Raw genomic sequence first — 17,473 nt, forward strand, 5'->3', positions numbered from 1 at the left:
CCGATCCTTGTGGCGAGCGGCGCTTGTCGGCGCGGAAAAGAAAACGGCCCGGTTTCCCGGGCCGTTTCGATGCATCGTGTCGCTGGAGGCTTACGCCGCGAACAGCGCGCGCATCTTCTTCAGCGCGTTGGCTTCGATCTGGCGGATGCGCTCGGCGCTCACGCCGTATTCGTCGGCCAGTTCCTGCAGCGTGATCTTGCTTTCCGAATCCAGCCAGCGGCGCTTGACGATGTCGCGCGAACGCTGGTCCAGGCCCGACAGGCCTTCGCGCAGCAGGGCGAGGTGGTTGTCTTCCTCGTCCTCGCGCTCGTAGGTCTGCGACGGATCCTCGGCGTCGGTACGCAGGTACGCGACCGGAGACGGCGGAGCGTTGTCGTCGTCATCGTCCGGCGCATCGAAGCCGATGTCGCGGCCCGACAGGCGCGATTCCATCTCCAGCACTTCGCGCTCGGACACGTTGAGGTCCTGGGCGACGGCGCGGACTTCCTCGGCATTCATCCAGCCCAGGCGGGTCTTGGACTTACGCAGGTTGAAGAACAGCTTGCGCTGCGCCTTGGTCGTGGCGACCTTCACGATGCGCCAGTTCTTCAGGATGAACTCGTGCATCTCGGCACGGATCCAGTGCACGGCGAAGGACACCAGGCGCACGCCCTGGTCGGGGTCGAAGCGCTTGACCGCCTTCATCAGGCCGATGTTGCCTTCCTGGATGAGGTCGCCGAGCTGCAGGCCGTAGCCGTTGTAGCCACGCGCGACGTGCACCACGAAGCGCAGGTGCGAATGCACCAGCTCGCGGGCGGCATCGAGGTCCTCGCCGTCGCGGAATCGACGCGCCAGCGCCTGCTCGTCTTCCGCGGTGAGCACCGGGATGCGGTGCACGGCGTTGACGTAGGCGTCCAGCGAACCGAGCGCACTCGGCACCGGAAGGTTGTTGGAGACCAGCGGGAGGGTGAGCGTGTTCTGGGTCATGGGGGTCATCTTAGCAGTCGAAATAGGGCTCTGCTAAAGGTCGAAAGGGCCTCAGTGTTTCATGGGTGGGACAAACCCCGGACGGGCTCAATCGTCGAGCGCGCGCCATGCAAGGCTTGCAAATCAATCACTTGGTGCGTGAGCGGAGTGTCTGGATTGCATGACCGGAACGTTCCCGCGCACCGGTTCATAGACCCGAACGAGCCTCGGAAGTTCATTGGGCCGAAATCGTTTTCCGCAAGACCGATGAGGCCGCCCAGCCGGCGTTCAGGGGGCCAGGCCGGCCCGCCCGGGCAGGGACCAGTCGATGGGCGTCTTGCCGTGGCGGACGAGGTACTCGTTGGCGGCCGAGAAATGGCCGGAGCCGATGAAGCCCCGGTAGGCCGACAGGGGCGAGGGGTGCGGCGCCTTCAGCACCCTGTGCCGGCGCGGGTCGATGACCTTGCCCTTGGCCTGCGCGTAGCTGCCCCAGAGCATGAAGACCAGGCCGTCGCGCTCGCGGTTGAGCACGTCGACTACGTGGTCGGTGAAGCCTTCCCAGCCCTTGCCCTGATGCGCGCCGGCGCGGCCCTCCTCGACGGTCAGCACGGCGTTGAGCATCAGCACGCCCTGCCGCGCCCAAGGCAACAGGCAGCCGTGGTCCGGGCGGGCGACACCGAGGTCGCGCTCGATTTCCTTGAAGATGTTGTCCAGCGACGGCGGCACGGGTACGCCCGGCTGCACCGAGAAGCACAGCCCGTGGGCCTGCCCGGCCCCGTGGTACGGGTCCTGGCCGAGGATCACCACCTTCACCTCGTCGAACGGCGTGGCGTCGAAGGCGGCGAAGATGTTCGGCCCCGGCGGGAAGATCCGCGCGCCGGCGGCCTTGCGGTCGCGCAGGAAGCCCGACAGCTGCTGCATGTCCGGACGTTGCAGGTAATCGCCGACTTTCGCCTTCCATGACGGGTCCAGCCGGATGCGATCGCCGCTTTCCGCCGCGTCGTTCATGCGTCCAGCGTCGTCGGCTCGGGCAGCCGCGCCAGCCGTAGCTGGAACAGCGTCTTGGTGACCAGCAGGCGCTCTTCGATCGGCTTGAGCACCAGGTCGTTGGCGCCGGCGCGGATCAGCGCGCTCTGGTTGTCGGCATTGCCGTCGCCGGTCATCACCAGCACGGGCAGGCGGCGCTTGCCGTAGCCGAAGTCTTCGCGCAGCCGGGCGAGCAGGTCGTTGCCGCTCAGCGCGCCCTTGAGGTACACGTCGGTCAGCACGAGATCGCAACCGACATCGTCCTGCCCACGGCGCGCTTCAAGGAATTCCAGCGCCTCTTCCACGCCGACGAAGTGCAGCACCGTCAGGCCATGGCGTTCAAGCATGCGCTTGGTCGCCAGCGCGACGACCTTGCTGTCTTCGACGTAGAGCACACGGGCGCCCGGGATCGGCTGCGGCTGCACGTAGCCTCGGATGAACGCCGCCAGCGCCGTGTGGCCCAGCGCCTTGTCGAAGTAGTCGGTGACGTCTTCGGTGAAACGGCGCGATTCCAGGTGCGACTGCGCGTCGCCGGAGACGACGATGATCGGCACGTACGCCTGCCCCGCCGATTCGCGCACGGCGCGCGCCAGCGCGATGCCGTCGCCGTCGGGCAGCACGAGCGACGTGGTGACCAGGTCGACCGCGCCACTGGCGAGCGCGGCTCGCGCTTCGGCGATACCGGCGCAGGGCACGACGACGGCGTCGCTCAGCTCGCGCGTCAGCACGTCGCCGATGAGCTTGCGCACCAGCTTGGAGCCGTCGACCACCATGATCCGGGGCGCGGCGTTGGCGAGATGGCGAAGGTCCTGGCTCATGTCGTCGGGCGCGTCTGGCGCAGGTAGTGGCCGGCGACGAGGCCGGCGCCGATCCAGCCGAGCACGCCCGAGCCGATCACGATAGCCGCGGCGTCGAGCAGGTCGAAGCCGTGCAGCGCGAACTGGCTTCCATAGCTCTGCGCGAGCGCCGCGAGCGGTTCGCGCAGCGCGCGGTCGGCGGCGGTCAGCAGGCCGAGCGCGATCAGGCCTGCGGCCAGTCCGTAGCTCAGGCCCAAATAGAGGAACGGGCGGCGGATGAAGCCGTCGGTGGCGCCGAGCTGCTGCAGCACCGCGATTTCATCGCGACGCGACTGGATGTCGAGCCGGACGGTATTGCCGACCACGAGCAGCGCGCCCACACCGAGCAGCGCCGCCAGCACCCACGCCAGCCGGACGCCGAAGCGCAGCCACTGGTCCAGGCGCTGGCGCCATGCGGCGTCGTGCTGCACGACATCGACGTCCGGCAACGTGCGCAGCGATTCGGCGAGCATCGTTTCGTCGCCCTTCGGCGTCACGACCAGCACGCTCGGCAGCGGATTGCCGTCCACCGCGCTGATCGCTTCGCCCAGGCCGCTGCTGCGGCGCAGTTCTTCCATGCCCTGTTCGGGCGTGCGCAGGTCGAGCGTGGCGATGTCGCCGCGGCCGCGGAGTTGCTCGGCGAGCGCGCGGGCGCGATCGACCGTCACCTGCGGCTTGAGGAACAGGCTGATCTGTCGCGACTGCTCCACCGTTCCGGTGAATCGTTCGACGTTGCCGAGCGCGGCCCACAGCCCGAGCGGGAGCGTGATCGCGACCGCCATCACGCCGATGGTCAGCGCGGTCGCCCACGGCTTGCGCAGCATGCGGCCGACGCTGGCGACGAGGCTGTAGACGTGGTGGTCGAACCATGTGCCAAGACGCGAGTTCGGACGCGCCGGGCGGGTCGAGGCGTTGGCGGTCGGCGCGCTCACTGGGCGAGGTCCTGTGGCGAGATGTCGTCGACCAGGCGCCCCTGATTGAGCACCAGCACGCGCTTCTTCATGCGCTTGACCAGCGCGAGGTCGTGGCTGGCGACGAGCACGCTGGTGCCGAGTTCCGGCAGCGATTCGAACAGCGCCATGATCTCGGCCGACAACGTGGGGTCGAGGTTGCCGGTGGGTTCGTCGGCGACCAGCAGGCGAGGCTCGCCGACGATCGCACGGGCGATGCCGACGCGCTGCTGTTCACCGGCCGACAGCTGCGACGGCAGTGCGTTGGCGCGGGCGCCGAGGGAGACCTTGTCGAGCACCGCGCGCACGCGCTTGCCGATGTCGGCGCGACGCATGCCGCGCAGGATCAGCGGCAACGCGACGTTGTCGGCAACGCTGCGGTCGCCGAGCAGGCGGTGGTCCTGGAACACCACGCCGACCTCGCGCCGATGCAGCGCAATGCGGCGGCCACGTACCTTCAGCAGGTTGCGGTCGCCGAAGACAACGGCGCCGCGGCTGGGGCGTTCGGAAAGATGGATCAGCTTGAGCAGCGTGCTCTTGCCCGCGCCCGAATGCCCGGTGACGAACAGCATTTCGCCCTGCGCGACGTCGAAGCTCACTTCGCTCAACGCGTCGTGGCCGCCGTCGTACCGCTTGCTGACGTTGTCGAAGCGCAGGACGCTCATCGCTCACCGTGTACCCACTCGTGCCGCCCAGTATCGGCGGCACGGGCGGCGCTGGCTAGGGCGAAATCCGCGGCAGGCGCGCAAACCGCGACGCGGTTCGCGAGGCTGGCGCCGGATGCGTGCGGCGCCAGCGCGGAACTCAGTGCTGGCTGCGCGGCGAACGCGAGATCAGCGACTTCAGGCCGCGGCCGATGCGATGGAGCAGGCCGAGCTTGTCGCCGTCCTTCGCAGCGGCCTTGGCGGCCTTCTGCGCGTGGACCTGGGTCGGCGCCTTCGGTGCGGCCTGTGCGGGCGCGGCGCCCTGCGTGGCGGCTTCGGCACCCTCGATGCGGCGACCACCACGACGGCGACGGCGCTTGCGCGGCGCGCGTTCGGCATCGCCGGTCGGCGGCGTCGCGGCCTCTACGGCCTGGTGCGCCTGCGCGGCGGCATCGACCACCGGCTGCGGGCGCGGCTTGCGCTCGCCGCGCGGCGCGCCGTCGCGGCTTTCCGCACGGCCACCTTCACGACGACCGCCTTCACGACGGCCCTCGCTGCGACCGCCGCCCGGCTTGCCGCCACGGTTGCGGCCACCGCCACGACGCTCTTCGTCGGCCGCACGCTGTTCGCGCGCTTCCTTGAAGATCGAACCGATGCTTTCGTTCTCGCCCTCGCCTTCAGCGCCTTCCGGCACTTCGCGCGGCGGGCGCGGAATCGCGACCAGCAGGTCGGCCTCGACCGCCGCCACAGGCAGCTTCTGCTCGATGTAGGCCTCGATGTCCGGCAGCGACATCGCATAGCGCTCGCAGGCGAAGCTGATCGCGTCGCCTTCCGCGCCCAGGCGCGCCGTGCGGCCGATGCGGTGGACGTAGTCTTCCGCGTCGAACGGCAGGTCGTAGTTGTAGACGTGCGAGACGCCGTCGATGTGCAGGCCGCGCGCGGCCACGTCGGTGGCGACGAGGATTTCCAGCTGGCCCTTCTGGAAGCGGTTGAGCAGCGTCTCGCGCTTCTTCTGCGGCACGTCGCCGGACAGCACGCCGACGCGGTAACCGCCCTTTTCCAGCGCACGCGCGACGCGTTCGACGAACGCCTTGGTGTTGACGAACACCATCGTCCGCGCGCCCTCGCTGCGCGAGAGCAGGCCGAGCAGCAGCGGGATCTTCTCGTCGTCGGCCGGGAAGAACACCTTCTGGCGCACGCGCGCCGCGGTGACGGTCTCGGCCTCGACGACGAGCTTCTCCGGCTCGTTCATGTGCTCGTACGCGAGCTCCAGCACGCGATGGCTAAGCGTCGCGCTGAACAGCAGCGTCTGGCGCTCGGTGCGGATCGGCATGCGGCGCAGCAGGAAGCGGATGTCCTTGATGAAGCCCAGGTCGAACATGCGGTCGGCTTCGTCGAGCACGCAGATCTCGCAGGCGTGCAGCGACACGACCTTGTGCTGCTTGACGTAGTCGATCAGGCGGCCGGGCGTGGCGATGATGATGTCGGCGCCCTTCTGCAGCAGCTCGCGCTGCTTGTCGTAGTCGACGCCGCCGTAGACCAGGGCGAACTTCAGGCCGAGGTCGGAACCGAACTTCACCGCGTCCTTGTGGATCTGGATGGCGAGTTCGCGCGTCGGCGCCAGGATCAGCGCGCGCGGGTCTTCGGGCTTGCGCTCGGCCAGCGCCGGACGCGTCAGCAGGCGGTTCATCACCGCGACCAGGAAGGCCAGCGTCTTGCCCGTGCCGGTCTGCGCCTGGCCGGCGACATCGCGGCCCTGCAGCGCGATGGGAAGCGTCAGCGCCTGGATCGGCGTGCAGCGGGTGAAGCCGGCGGCTTCGAGCCCGGCCAGCAGGCTCGGATGCAGGTCGAAAGAAGAAAAGGAAACGTCGGTTAGAGGCTTGTCGCTCATCAGATTCGAAGTCCGCGCGCGCCGTGCAGTTGCAGCATGCAATGTTGCGTTGGCGCGCTTGCGTGGGTGGCGTCCGCATCGCAGACTGCCGGGGCCGGGCCCGCTCGGGCGCCGGCTCGGAAAGGGGTCGGGAACCGGCCGATCGGACCGCTGGTCCGGGCTTGAAGTCCCCGCGAAACGCCCCAGTTTACCGTAACGACCGATCCGGCACGCCCGCGGGCCCCGCCGGGTCGTTCACCCGTCCGTGGGACGGCCCTCCGGGGGTCGTCCGCCATGCCCCATCCGCAGGAGAGTCCCGTGAGCGAGAAAATTTTGCACGTTGGCGATGCCGACTTCGACGCCGCCGTGCTGCAGTCGTCCGAACCGGTGCTGGTCGATTTCTGGGCCGAATGGTGCGGTCCCTGCAAGATGATCGCCCCCGCGCTGGACGAACTGGCCGCCGCGTACGACGGCAAGGTCAAGATCGCCAAGGTCAACGTGGACCACAACCGCGCCACGGCGATGAAGTACCACGTGCGCTCGATCCCGATGCTGCTGCTGTTCAAGAACGGCCAGGTCCAGGCGACCCAGATCGGCGCCGTCGGCAAGGCCCAGCTGAGCCAGATGATCGACAAGGCGATCTGACGCCTGTCGCATCGCCCTCTCCCGCCCGGGAGGGGGTTCGCGGGACGCTTCCATTCCCGCCCGTCCTGCCCCAAAGGCCTGTCGCCGCACGGTTTCCCGCCGGCCCCGGCCATCTGAACCAGCCCTGTCCCGGCGCTTGCCGCCGCGCGATGGCAGTGCTAGTTTCATTCCACCCGGCGTTGCTGACCTTCCGCGACCTCACCATCCGGACCCGTCTGCCGCCGCACCCCACTTTCGAAACCATCGTCCCTGACGTTCCGCTCGCCCTCTGCGAGCGCTCGCCGCTTAGCGAGGATTCCCTGCTTGTCCGATAACACCCCTGACGCCGGCGAAGTCGCCGAGAAGCGCGTGCGCAAGGCACGCGTGAGCAAGGCCGCCGACAACGCGCCGGCCGCCGACTCCGCACCGGCTCCCACCCAGGCACCCGCGCCGCGCGCCGAAGCGCCGGCCCCGGCCGCCGAAGCGCCTGCCTCCTCCTCTTCCGAACCGCGCGCCGAAGGCGCCGCCGCCCAGGGCGGCGAAGGCGGCCAGCACCGCGAGGGCCGCGACGACAACCGTGGCGGCAACAACCGTCGCGATCGTTTCCGCAACCGCCGCGAGCGCCAGCGCGAGCGCTACCGCGACCAGAACGGCGGCATGCAGGACGACGGCGGCAACGGCGAGAACTTCGTTCCCCGTCCGCACCCGCAGGTTCCGGAAGGCTTCCCGCAGTACTCGCTGGGCGACCTCAAGCGCATGCCCACGCCGAAGCTGCTGGACGTGGCCGACCAGCTGCAGATCCAGGAAGGCGTCGCCCGCGCCCGCAAGCAGGACGTCATCTTCGCCGTCCTGAAGGTGCTGACCCGCCATGGCGAAGGCGTCGCCGCCGACGGCGTGCTGGAAATCCTCCCCGACGGCTTCGGCTTCCTGCGCGCCGCCGAGGCCAGCTACCTGGCCGGCCCGGACGACGTGTACATCTCGCCCAGCCAGATCCGCCGCTTCAACCTGCGCACCGGCGACCACCTGTCCGGCCGCATCCGCTGGCCGAAGGACGGCGAACGCTACTTCGCGCTGGCCGTGGTCGACACGATCAACGGCGAGCCGCTGGAAGCGTCGAAGAACAAGGTCCTGTTCGAGAACCTGACCCCGCTGTTCCCGCGCAAGCGCTTCCGCCTGGAACGCGGCGACGGTTCGACCGAAGACATCACCGGCCGCATCCTCGACCTCATGGCGCCGCAGGGCAAAGGCCAGCGCGCGCTGATCGTTTCGCCGCCCAAGGCGGGCAAGACGATGATGATGCAGCAGGTGGCCACGGCCATCACCAGCAATCATCCGGACGTCCACCTGATCGTGCTGCTCGTCGATGAGCGCCCGGAAGAAGTGACCGAAATGCAGCGCACCGTGCGCGGCGAAGTGGTCTCCTCGACCTTCGATGAACCCGCCGGCCGCCACGTGCAGGTCGCCGAAATGGTGATCGAGCGCGCCAAGCGCCTGGTCGAGCACAAGAAGGACGTCGTGATCCTGCTCGACTCCATCACCCGTCTGGCGCGCGCGTACAACAACGTCGTGCCGTCCTCGGGCAAGGTGCTCACCGGCGGTGTCGACGCGAACGCGCTGCATCGTCCGAAGCGTTTCTTCGGCGCCGCGCGTAACGTGGAGGAAGGCGGTTCGCTGACCATCATCGCCACCGCGCTGATCGACACCGGCAGCAAGATGGACGAGGTGATCTACGAAGAGTTCAAGGGCACCGGCAACTCCGAAGTGCACCTGGACCGCCGCATCGCCGAGAAGCGCGTCTATCCGGCCATCAACATCAACCGCTCCGGCACGCGTCGCGAAGACCTGCTGATCGAGCCGGAACTGCTGCAGAAGATCTGGATCCTGCGCAAGCTGCTGCACGGCATGGACGAGATCGGTGCGATGGAGTTCCTGCTGGACAAGATGAAGACGACCAAGTCGAACGACGAGTTCTTCAGCTCGATGAAGCGCTGAGGCCCACGGGCCAAGGCTTTCGGGCCCTCCGCCGCATCGCGAGGGCCCGGACCATCGAAGGGGTCAGACCGGAGTTTGACCCCCAGGTTTGACCACCAAGCAGCCAAAAGCCCCCTAACCGTGACGGTGGGGCAAATGAGCAAGACCCAGTACCTCCAGCGCCTGGGGCAATCTTGGTATCTGCGGGTGAAGGTCCCCCGAGCGCTGCAAGGGCGCGTCGGGAACACCCATATACGACGCGCGCTGGGCACCCGAGACCTGGATGAGGCCGTGCGCCGGAAGTGGAGCGCGCTGGCACAGGTTCGCGCATACCTTGAAGGGCTATCGGCGGTTGCTACCGCTCTTCCAATCTCGCCAACTCCCAGCGCGATTGCAATTAATTGCAATCCAATCCCCTCGCTCGATTTGCAATTAATTGCAAACGCCGATGCTCGCCCGGCTGCCTGCTTGGACTCTCTACTAGAGCAGTGGTTGGACAGCACAGCCTGCCTGAAGACGACCCACTTCCAGCGACAGCAAGCGTATCGAGAGCTGCGCGCGTTCTTAGGCGGTGACCGCCAACCCCAAGTCGTCACCGAGGCCCTGGCAGCTGAATACGTGGATGAGCGGCTGAAGCAGTCCCCCGATAGCCCGAGCACGCGACGGCGTAAGTTGAGCGCGCTGGGCGCGTTCTGGGGGTGGATGGCCTCCCGGCGCTTCGTCGCCAAAGGTGTGAACCCATGGAAGGGCTTCCGGCTCAGCACCAGGGATGAGCGCATGGGAGGTAAGAAGCGCCCCTACGCCATGGCGGAGTTGGTCCGCCTGTTCTCCGGCGCTCCGACCTACCCTGCCCTGCGCGAGGTCATGGCACTCGGCCTGTACACCGGCGCTCGCATTGATGAGCTCTGCTCCCTAACCCAAGGTGACATCCGCTGGGATCGGAACGCCGCCTTCGTGCGCATCGCGAAGAGCAAGACGTATGCAGGTGCGCGCACCCTGGCCGTCCTTCATCCCATACCCGTCGCGGTCTTGCGTGCACGGTGGCGCAAGAGCATCGCAGCGACCTCCCCACTCTTTCCCGAACTCAAGGGTGGTGGCTACCCCAGGCAGAATCGCTTTGCGGGGGCACTGGGGGGGCTAATGACCGGGCGCGGCGACAGCCTGTGCGCATGGGGCGGCTGGGATGCGCGTGCAATTGATTGCAAATCCGACAGAACCCGACGAAAGCCGACACAGGCTGGCGGGAGCCAGCGGAACTATCCCCGTCCCGGAGTCACGGAAGAGAGGGTTGACCGGAGGAGGACGAGAGCAGATTCTTGACCCCCAACCTTGACCCCCATGTGGGGCAAGGAATTTGGAAACCCTTCAAAAACAAGGGCTTTTTGCTGCACGGCATGGACGAGATCGGTGCGATGGAGTTCCTGCTGGACAAGATGAAGACGACCAAGTCGAACGATGAGTTCTTCAGCTCGATGAAGCGCTGATCGCAATCGCAGGTCGCATCAACGGAACGCCCCGCATTGCGGGGCGTTTTTGTTTTGCGCGTCCTGTGCGCGAATCATCCGTCGATGTTCGTCAGCAGGCGCGGGCCATCGGGTTGATCGCGATAGACGCCGTCCGACGCGAACGCGTCCGGCGACTGCAGGCTCGCATCCCAGTTGCGCCACGGCACGCCCTGCCGCGGACCGGGCACGTACGCGTTCCATTTGCCTGCCGCCTCCAGCCGCGTATCCGGCGCGATGAAATCCACCGGAACCCTAAGCGACATGAAAGGCGCATCGGCATCCTCGCCCTCCGTGGGGAAGACGAATTTCCACTTCCGCGCCGTCTTGATGGCGCTGCTGGCCAGCCACTCGCGGTAGGTCGCCATCTCGCGCTCGTTTCCAAGGATGCGCAGGTTTACCTGCTCGGCGACCACGTCTTCGACCGCGCCGTTCCGGCCGACCCGGAGCACGAGGTACACCGTACCGCCCACGCCCTTGTAGACGGCCTCCGACGGGTATTTGGGCGGTTGCAGCTTGCCGCGCGCGAAGGATCCCTCGCCCTTCTTGCCGTAGAAGGTCACGCCCGAAATTCGAAGCTGGTAATTCTCGCCCTCCTGCTGGGCCACCAGCCGCATCTGCATCGGCGAACGCACGGGCACGGCCTTGCCATCGATCACGACCGGTTCGAAACGCCATCCACGGATGCGTCTATCCACGACCTCGAGCACAGCCTTGGGCAATGCTTCCGTCTGATTGAACGTGTACGTCGAGACGACGCCATCGGCGTCGATGTCCAGCGAGCCGGTCAACAGCATCGTGGCCTCGACCTGCTTGCGCACTTCGGCCCGACTGTCGGCTGCATTCGCGACCCCATGGCCGGCGGACAACGCCAGCGCCATTGCCACGATCCATCCATGCCTGCCCATTTCCATCCCCTTCCCTGGCGCCCCCTTGGCGCTGATGGGGCAAGCCTAGCGCACTCCCGGGTGTGACCGGATATGGCAGCTCCTCCGGCGGCGCACGTGGCACCTCGCGCCCCTCGCGGCACCGTTCCGACCGATCGACAGCGACGCGCGTGGGCACCGATCGCATCGCTGTGTCGCCCGCGCGGCACCGATGAGGCCACGGATCGGCGTGCATAATCCGGGAAACGGAGGCGTTTCATGCACGGCGGCGGTCTCGAACTCGCACTGGTCTTCCTGCTGGCCGCGGTGATCGCGGTGCCGGTGTTCCGTCGTTTCGGCCTGGGCGCCGTGCTGGGCTATCTCGCCGCGGGCGTGACGCTCGGGCCGTACGGCCTTCGTTTCGTCGCCAATGCCGAGCCGGTGCTGACCGCGGCGGAAATCGGCGTGGTGATGCTGCTGTTCGTGATCGGGCTGGAACTGTCGCCGGCGCGCCTGCGCGTCATGCGCAAGCCGATCTTCGGCGCGGGCGGCGCGCAGGTCGCGTTGAGCGCGCTCGCCATCGGCGCCGCGGCGATGATCGCCGGCGCGTCGTGGCAGGCGGCCTTGGTGATCGGCATGGGCCTGGCGTTCTCGTCCACGGCCATCGGCCTGCAGCTGCTGTCCGAACGCAAGGCGATGACGACCGACCACGGTCGCCTCGGCTTCGCGATCCTGCTGTTCCAGGATCTCGCGGCGATCCCGCTGCTGGCGGCGATTCCGCTGCTCGGCCGCGCCGGCGCCGCGGACAACCTCGGCTGGGACGAGGTCGCCAAGGCGCTCGGCGCGATCGCCGTGGTGGTGATCGGCGGCCGCTTCGCGCTGCGTCAGGTGTTCCGCGTCATCGCGCGCGTGCAGATGCCTGAAGTCTTCACCGGCGCGGCGCTGCTGGTGGTGCTCGGCACCGCGTGGATCATGCAGGGCGCCGGGCTGTCGGCGGGCCTGGGCGCGTTCCTCGCGGGCGTGCTGCTGGCCGATTCGGAATTCCGCCACGAACTCGAAGCGCAGATCGATCCGTTCAAGGGATTGCTGCTCGGCCTGTTCTTCATGGCCGTGGGCATGAGCATCGACCTGGACCGCGTGCTGTCCGAACCGGTGCTCATCACCGGGCTCGCCATCGCGCTGCTGATGGTGAAGTTCTCGATCCTGTACTTCGTCGGCCGAATACCCGGCGGGCTGGACACGCGCGAATCGCTGCGGCTGGGCGCGGTGCTCGCGCTCGGCGGCGAGTTCGCGTTCGTGATCTTCAACGAAGCGGTGAAATCCGGCCTGATCGACGATCCCACGCGCGACCGGCTCGTCGCCGCGGTCGGCATCTCGATGGCGCTCACGCCGTTGCTGGTGATCGCCATCGCGCGCCTGCTGTCGGCGACGCCGCGGAAACAGGAACGCGCGTTCGACACGATTCCCAACGACCAGCCGGAAGTGCTGATCGCCGGCTTCGGCCGCTTCGGCCAGATCGTCGCCCGACTGCTGCTGGCGCAGCACACGCGCTTCATCGCGATCGAGCACAGCGCCGACCAGGTCGATTTCGTGCGCCGCTTCGGCAATCCCGTGTACTACGGCGATCCGGCGAAGCCCGAGCTTCTGCGCTCCTGCGGCGCGGACCAGGTGAAGGTGTTCGTCGTCGCCATCGATGGCGTGGAGGAAAGCCTGCGCACGGTGGAAACGATGCGGCGGATGTACCCCGATGCGACGATCTTCGCCCGCGCACGCGACCGTCGCCACGCGTGGGAGCTGATGGACCTGGGCGCGCGCGCGATCCGCGAGACGTTCTACAGCAGCCTGAAGATGGGCGAGAAGGTGCTGGTAGAGCTGGGCATCGCCGAGGACGTCGCGCGCAGCCATGCCGAGCAGTTCCGCGACCACGACTTGCGCTTGCTGCATGCGCAGTCGCTGATCCGCGACGACGAAGACGCGCTGCTGCAATCCACGCAGGATGCGCGCCGCGAGCTGGAAGAACTGTTCAACGCCGACAGCGGCACCGGCGTGCTCAACGAGATTGCCGACGCCACGCGCAAGGACATGGCGTCGGTGGATGAGGAGGAGTGAGGGGGGCTCGCGCCTTATGTCGCCGGCGTTCCGTATCGTCGGTCGCCTCGAACTCCCGTCGTCCCGGCGAAAGCCGGGACCCAGGCCATCACGCGGTCCGGCTCGCCTCGGGCTCTGAACGCAGGCATCGCGCGCGCCACCGCGATCGCACGCCCCGACCCTCACCCCAACCCCTCTCCCGGAGGGAGAGGGGCTCAAACGCTCGTCATCCAGCGAAAGCTGGAATCCAGTCTGATTTCGGGCTCAGCGCGCTTCAGCGCGATCGCACGCCCCGACCCTCACCCCAACCCCTCTCCCGTCGGGAGAGGGGCTCGATACCTGGTGTGAAGCCACAATCGAACGAATCAACGCGGCTCGCGCAGGAACCTCGCCATCGACAGGTTCTGCCCCGGCGTCGCCGGTGCGAATTCCGCCGCGATGTCGATGAAGCCGCGCATCACCGCGATCTCGCGCGGCGTGCGGTTGAGGGCGTCACGCAGGTCCGGGTCGGCGCCGGCGCGCAGCAGGAACTGCACCACGCGTGGCAGGCCATGCAGCGCCGCCAGATGCAGCGGGCCGAAGCCGCGCGGGTCCTTGGCGTCGAGCGAGGCGTCGTGATCGATCAGCAATTGCAGCCCGGCGACCAGCACATCCTCGTCGGCATCGCTGCCCGGTTCGGCGCGCGCGCCCAGCAACAGCAGCAGCGGCGTGGCGCCGGCGGCCAGCTGGTCGGCATCGACGCCGGCCAGCAGCAGCGTGTCGAACAACGCGACCAGGCGCGAACGCTCGCGCGCGTTGAAGCCGTACATCGCCGCGCAATGCAGCGCCTGGCGACCCTGCGCATCGCAGGCCTGCACGTCGGCGCCCGCGGCGAGCAGCCGCGCGGCCAGGTCGGTCAGGCCCAGCGCGCAGGCGACCATCAGCACGGTGAGATCGCCCGGCAGGCGCTGCTCGAGCGGCGCGCCCGCGGCGAGCAGGCGGTCGACGATGTCGGCGTGGCGCATGCTCACCGCCGCCGACAGCGGCGTCGCGCCCGAGTTCGCGGTGCGCTCCGGATCCGCGCCGCGCGCGAGCAGCAGGTCGACGACGGCGCGATGTCCACCGCCGGCCGCACGCAGCAGCGCGGTGCAGCCCTGCGCGTCGGTGGCGTCCACGGGCAGGCCGAGGTCGAGCAGGCGACGCACCGCGTCCGCATCGCCGACGATCGCCGCCGCGGGAATGTCCTGCGCCTGCAGCGGACGACGCGGCAGCGGCCAGCCGCGCCAGTCTAGCCAGTCGGCGAGGTCGCGTCGGCCGGACGACAGCGCGACGCCGAGCGGCGTCTGGCCGTCGGCGGCGAGCAGGTCCGGCGCCGCGCCGTGCGCGACCAGCCGCTTCAGCATGCCGTCGCGTCCGAGCGCGGCGGCGAGGTGCAGCGCGCTCATGCCATGGCTGTCGCGGGCGTTGAGGTCGACGCCGATCGCGAGCAGGCGATCGAGCAGGCGCGCCCAGCCGAGGCGGACGGCGAGTGCGAGCGGCGGATCGCCCGCGGGCGAACGCGCGAACGGATCGGCGCCGCGTTCCAGCAGTTCGAGCGCGAGGGCTTCCAGCGATGCGGAATCGCCCGCACTGCCCTGCGCCGAGGCGAGGAAGCGCGCCAGACCGCCGGCACCGGCCGGGGACACCGCGCGTTCCAGCAGTGCGCGCAATGACGTTTCCGCTTCCGGCATGCGCGAGAGCATCGCGTGCACCGGCGTGTCGCCCTGCTGCGGATCGCGCACTTCCGGATCCGCGCCCTGCGCGAGCAGCCAGCGCACGCGCTCCGCCGAGCCGATCGCATCTTCGTCGTGCAGCAGCGCGCCACGTTCCTTCGCGCTGAGCAGTTGCGCGAGACCGCCGAGTTCGTCCGCACGACCATCGCGCAGGCCATCGCGCAGTAGCACGGTCGGGGCGCGATCGGGCAGCGGCGCGTCGTCGTCGGCGTCCTCGCTGAGCGCGGCCGGCAGCGGGTACGCGCGATCGAGCGCAGCGACCAGCGACCAGCGCCCGGCTTCGGCGGCGCGGTCGATCGCGCGCTTGCCGTCGGCGTCGCGGTGTTCGGCATCGCTGCCCAGGTCGAGGAGCTTCTGCACCAGCGTCGGCGACGGCGAATCGGCCATGCACGCCAGGATCAGCGCGGTGCGGCCGCGCGCGTCGGCGCTGGTGGCGGCATCGGCGCCGCCCCGCGGCAGGTGCTGCAGCAGCTTGTCGAGCAGCGATTCGCGCGAGGCGCGCGCGGCTTCGAGGAACGGGGTGCGGCCGTCGTGGTCGCGGATCGACGGATCGGCGTGCGCGGCGAGCAGCGTCGCGGCGATGTCCACGTGCCCGGCGAACGCGGCCTCATGCAGCGCAGTGCGGCCGCGGCGATCGCGCGCGTCCACCTTCGCCTTGTGCTTGAGCAGCAGCGCGACGCCGGCCGCGTCGTCCTCTTCGCCACCGGCGGCGGCGAGCAGCGCCGGCTGGCCGTCGACGGGCTCCGGACGCGCGCCGCGCTCCAGCAGGAATTTCGCCAGGCGCCAGTTGCCGACCGCGCAGGCCATGCCGAGCGGGGAGACGCCGTCGCGGTTGAGCGGATCCAGTTCGGCGGCCGCATCGCGCAGCAGCGCGGCGACGCCCGGATCGGAACTGCGCGCGGCGTGATGCAGCGGCGTGTTGCCTTCGTTGTCGGTCAGGCGCGGGTCGGCGCCGTTGGCCAGCAGCGTCATCACCGCGTCGGGGCGCCCGTGCCAGCTGTCGCGCGTGGCGGCCAGCAGCGGCGTCATGCCGGCGTGACTCGCGTTGAGATCGGCGCCGTTGGCGATCAGCGCGCGCAGCAGGCGCAGGTCAGGCAACACCGCGGCGAGCACGGCGAGGCTGCGCTGGTCGCGATCGTCGGCCGGCGGCGGCGCGGTGACGTCGGCGCCCAGCTCGATCAACTCCAGCGCGCGCTCCACGCGGCCGGCGCGCGCGGCGGCGTACAGCAGCGGCGCGAGCGGTTCGCCCTCGGTCAGTGCGACGGGTTCGTCGAGTTCGACCTCGTCCTCGTCGGCATCGAACGCGAAGCCCGGCAGCGGGTCGGCCGGTTCGATCTGCTGGAGCAGCGCATGCAGCGCGGGAGCGCCGAGCGCCAGCAGCGCCGCAAGCGTCCAGCGGACGCCACCGCCGAGCAGCTGCGGCCAGGCCAGGGCGACGACGATCACCGCCATCGCCAGCACGATCGCCGCGACGCCGAGTCCGCGCCAGGCGCCCAGTTCGAGTTCGCCCAGCGCGTGCCAGTGCTCGCGAATCGGACCGCCGTCGCGCTCCAGGCCGAGCCACAGCGGCCACACGCGCCACAGGCCGAGCAGCGCGAGGCCGACGACGGCGCTCACGCCGAGCGCGGCGCCCAGCGAGCCGCTGGAAAGCAGCGAGGACAGCGGCCACGCCAGCAACGCGGCGAGCACGGCGACGGCGCCGCCCCAGACCAGCGCGAGCGCGATGCCGTCGCGGATGGCCTCGCGGCGCGCGGGCAGGCCGCCATCGCGCCAGGCGCGTACGGCGAGTGCGTTCAACGGCTGCGCGAGGACGCCCGCGATCGCGGCAACGAGGCCGCCGACGCCCGCAATCAGGCCCAGCAGGACACCACCGGCCAGCACGCCGCCGATGCGCAGCGGCATCGACGCGGTGCGGGCGGCCCGGACGGGAGGCGTGGACTCAGGCATCGGTGCCCCAGTCCTCCAGCATCGGGTCTTCGACCTTCGGCGGGAATTGCAGGTGGAAACCGCGCAGCGCGAGGTTCTCGCGCACGACGGCGGCGTCCTCGCGGGCCAGCTTGCGTTCGGGGGTCAGTGCGACTTCCAGCACGAAATGCAGCGTGCCCAGCTGCGTGCGCAGCGGTTCGGGCAGGCGCGCGAAGTCGTCGCGCTGCGCGAGGTAAACGTAGGTGTCGGGCTTGCGGAGGCTCTTGTAGACGTAGGCTTGCATCGGTTCCGGCGGCAGGCGCGCGCGGGGGACGGCGCGGCGAGATTTTCGCCACAGCATAACGTCGCAAAGCGTGGATTCGGGATTCCTGGTTCCGGTTTTATAAAGCGCGCGTGTGAAGGCGGCAGAACCCTCGCGTGCCCGGACCGCACGCGCCGGGAGGCTTGATCCGCCCTACGAGGCGCACGCCCCGC

13 protein-coding genes are annotated in these 17,473 nt (G+C 69.1%); 4 read left to right on the forward strand and 9 right to left on the reverse strand.

Annotation, left to right across the window (positions count from 1 at the left end):
- Positions 1–90: 90 nt before the first annotated feature.
- From rpoH to rhlB, 6 genes are all read right to left on the reverse strand, one after another.
- Positions 91–966 (reverse strand): RNA polymerase sigma factor RpoH, encoded by an 876-nt coding sequence (gene rpoH, locus DX912_RS11665; protein WP_115842691.1) that lies wholly within the window; start codon positions 964–966, stop codon positions 91–93.
- Positions 967–1,233: 267 nt separating this feature from the next.
- Positions 1,234–1,953: a uracil-DNA glycosylase gene (gene ung, locus DX912_RS11670; RefSeq protein ID WP_115842692.1), complete on the reverse strand. Its 720-nt coding sequence runs from the start codon at positions 1,951–1,953 to the stop codon at positions 1,234–1,236.
- Complete coding sequence (locus DX912_RS11675) at positions 1,950–2,789, reverse strand: response regulator (protein WP_115842693.1); 840 nt, start codon at positions 2,787–2,789, stop codon at positions 1,950–1,952. The genes ung and DX912_RS11675 overlap by 4 nt, the downstream gene beginning before the upstream one ends.
- Positions 2,786–3,739 carry a permease-like cell division protein FtsX gene (ftsX, locus tag DX912_RS11680; protein WP_233433574.1) on the reverse strand — a complete coding sequence of 318 codons (954 nt, stop codon included), beginning with the start codon at positions 3,737–3,739 and terminating at the stop codon, positions 2,786–2,788. Before ftsX ends, DX912_RS11675 begins: the two co-directional genes overlap by 4 nt.
- Positions 3,736–4,422: a cell division ATP-binding protein FtsE gene (gene ftsE, locus DX912_RS11685; RefSeq protein WP_115842694.1), complete on the reverse strand. Its 687-nt coding sequence runs from the start codon at positions 4,420–4,422 to the stop codon at positions 3,736–3,738. Before ftsE ends, ftsX begins: the two co-directional genes overlap by 4 nt.
- 139 nt (positions 4,423–4,561) lie before the next feature.
- Complete coding sequence (gene rhlB, locus DX912_RS11690) at positions 4,562–6,292, reverse strand: ATP-dependent RNA helicase RhlB (RefSeq protein ID WP_115842695.1); 1,731 nt, start codon at positions 6,290–6,292, stop codon at positions 4,562–4,564.
- 297 nt (positions 6,293–6,589) lie between these two features.
- On the opposite strand from rhlB, the gene trxA reads away from it, so the two are divergent.
- The 3 genes from trxA (at position 6,590) to DX912_RS11705 (ending at position 10,186) form a co-directional block, all read left to right on the forward strand.
- On the forward strand, positions 6,590–6,916 hold the full coding sequence (trxA, locus tag DX912_RS11695; protein WP_115842696.1) for a thioredoxin TrxA: 327 nt from the start codon (positions 6,590–6,592) through the stop codon (positions 6,914–6,916).
- 303 nt (positions 6,917–7,219) lie between these two features.
- A complete protein-coding gene (gene rho / locus DX912_RS11700) occupies positions 7,220–8,887 on the forward strand; it encodes a transcription termination factor Rho (protein WP_115842697.1) in 1,668 nt (555 codons plus the stop codon).
- A 135-nt stretch (positions 8,888–9,022) separates the two neighbouring features.
- Entirely contained in the window at positions 9,023–10,186 is a 1,164-nt protein-coding gene (locus tag DX912_RS11705; protein ID WP_147298640.1) for a DUF6538 domain-containing protein, read from the forward strand.
- 238 nt (positions 10,187–10,424) lie between these two features.
- On the opposite strand, the gene DX912_RS11710 is transcribed toward DX912_RS11705, so the two are convergent.
- Entirely contained in the window at positions 10,425–11,276 is an 852-nt protein-coding gene (locus DX912_RS11710; protein ID WP_181902810.1) for an energy transducer TonB, read from the reverse strand.
- 237 nt (positions 11,277–11,513) lie between these two features.
- On the opposite strand from DX912_RS11710, the gene DX912_RS11715 reads away from it, so the two are divergent.
- Positions 11,514–13,343 carry a monovalent cation:proton antiporter-2 (CPA2) family protein gene (locus DX912_RS11715; RefSeq protein ID WP_115842700.1) on the forward strand — a complete coding sequence of 610 codons (1,830 nt, stop codon included), beginning with the start codon at positions 11,514–11,516 and terminating at the stop codon, positions 13,341–13,343.
- 344 nt (positions 13,344–13,687) lie between these two features.
- Here the strand turns inward: DX912_RS11715 and DX912_RS11720 are convergent, their stop codons facing one another.
- Together DX912_RS11720 and DX912_RS11725 are read right to left on the reverse strand one after the other, a co-directional pair.
- The gene (locus DX912_RS11720) at positions 13,688–16,975 is read right to left on the reverse strand and encodes an ankyrin repeat domain-containing protein (RefSeq protein ID WP_115842701.1); all 3,288 of its coding nucleotides are present in this window, start codon (positions 16,973–16,975) and stop codon (positions 13,688–13,690) included.
- Positions 16,976–17,012: 37 nt separating this feature from the next.
- Positions 17,013–17,282, reverse strand: coding sequence for a YcgL domain-containing protein (locus DX912_RS11725; RefSeq protein WP_115842832.1), 270 nt, complete (start codon positions 17,280–17,282; stop codon positions 17,013–17,015).
- Positions 17,283–17,473 lie beyond the last annotated feature (191 nt).

The organism is Lysobacter soli (genome assembly GCF_003382285.1).
Taxonomy (GTDB): domain Bacteria; phylum Pseudomonadota; class Gammaproteobacteria; order Xanthomonadales; family Xanthomonadaceae; genus Lysobacter_J; species Lysobacter_J soli.

Coding starts and splice junctions, on each gene's coding strand:
- rpoH (WP_115842691.1), bottom strand. CDS start 966: ATGACCCAGAACACGCTCACCCTCCCGCTGGTCTCCAACAACCTTCCG.
- ung (WP_115842692.1), bottom strand. CDS start 1,953: ATGAACGACGCGGCGGAAAGCGGCGATCGCATCCGGCTGGACCCGTCA.
- DX912_RS11675 (WP_115842693.1), bottom strand. CDS start 2,789: ATGAGCCAGGACCTTCGCCATCTCGCCAACGCCGCGCCCCGGATCATG.
- ftsE (WP_115842694.1), bottom strand. CDS start 4,422: ATGAGCGTCCTGCGCTTCGACAACGTCAGCAAGCGGTACGACGGCGGC.
- rhlB (WP_115842695.1), bottom strand. CDS start 6,292: ATGAGCGACAAGCCTCTAACCGACGTTTCCTTTTCTTCTTTCGACCTG.
- DX912_RS11705 (WP_147298640.1), top strand. CDS start 9,023: ATGAGCAAGACCCAGTACCTCCAGCGCCTGGGGCAATCTTGGTATCTG.
- DX912_RS11710 (WP_181902810.1), bottom strand. CDS start 11,276: ATGGGCAGGCATGGATGGATCGTGGCAATGGCGCTGGCGTTGTCCGCC.
- DX912_RS11715 (WP_115842700.1), top strand. CDS start 11,514: ATGCACGGCGGCGGTCTCGAACTCGCACTGGTCTTCCTGCTGGCCGCG.
- DX912_RS11720 (WP_115842701.1), bottom strand. CDS start 16,975: ATGCCGCTGCGCATCGGCGGCGTGCTGGCCGGTGGTGTCCTGCTGGGC.
- DX912_RS11725 (WP_115842832.1), bottom strand. CDS start 17,282: ATGCAAGCCTACGTCTACAAGAGCCTCCGCAAGCCCGACACCTACGTT.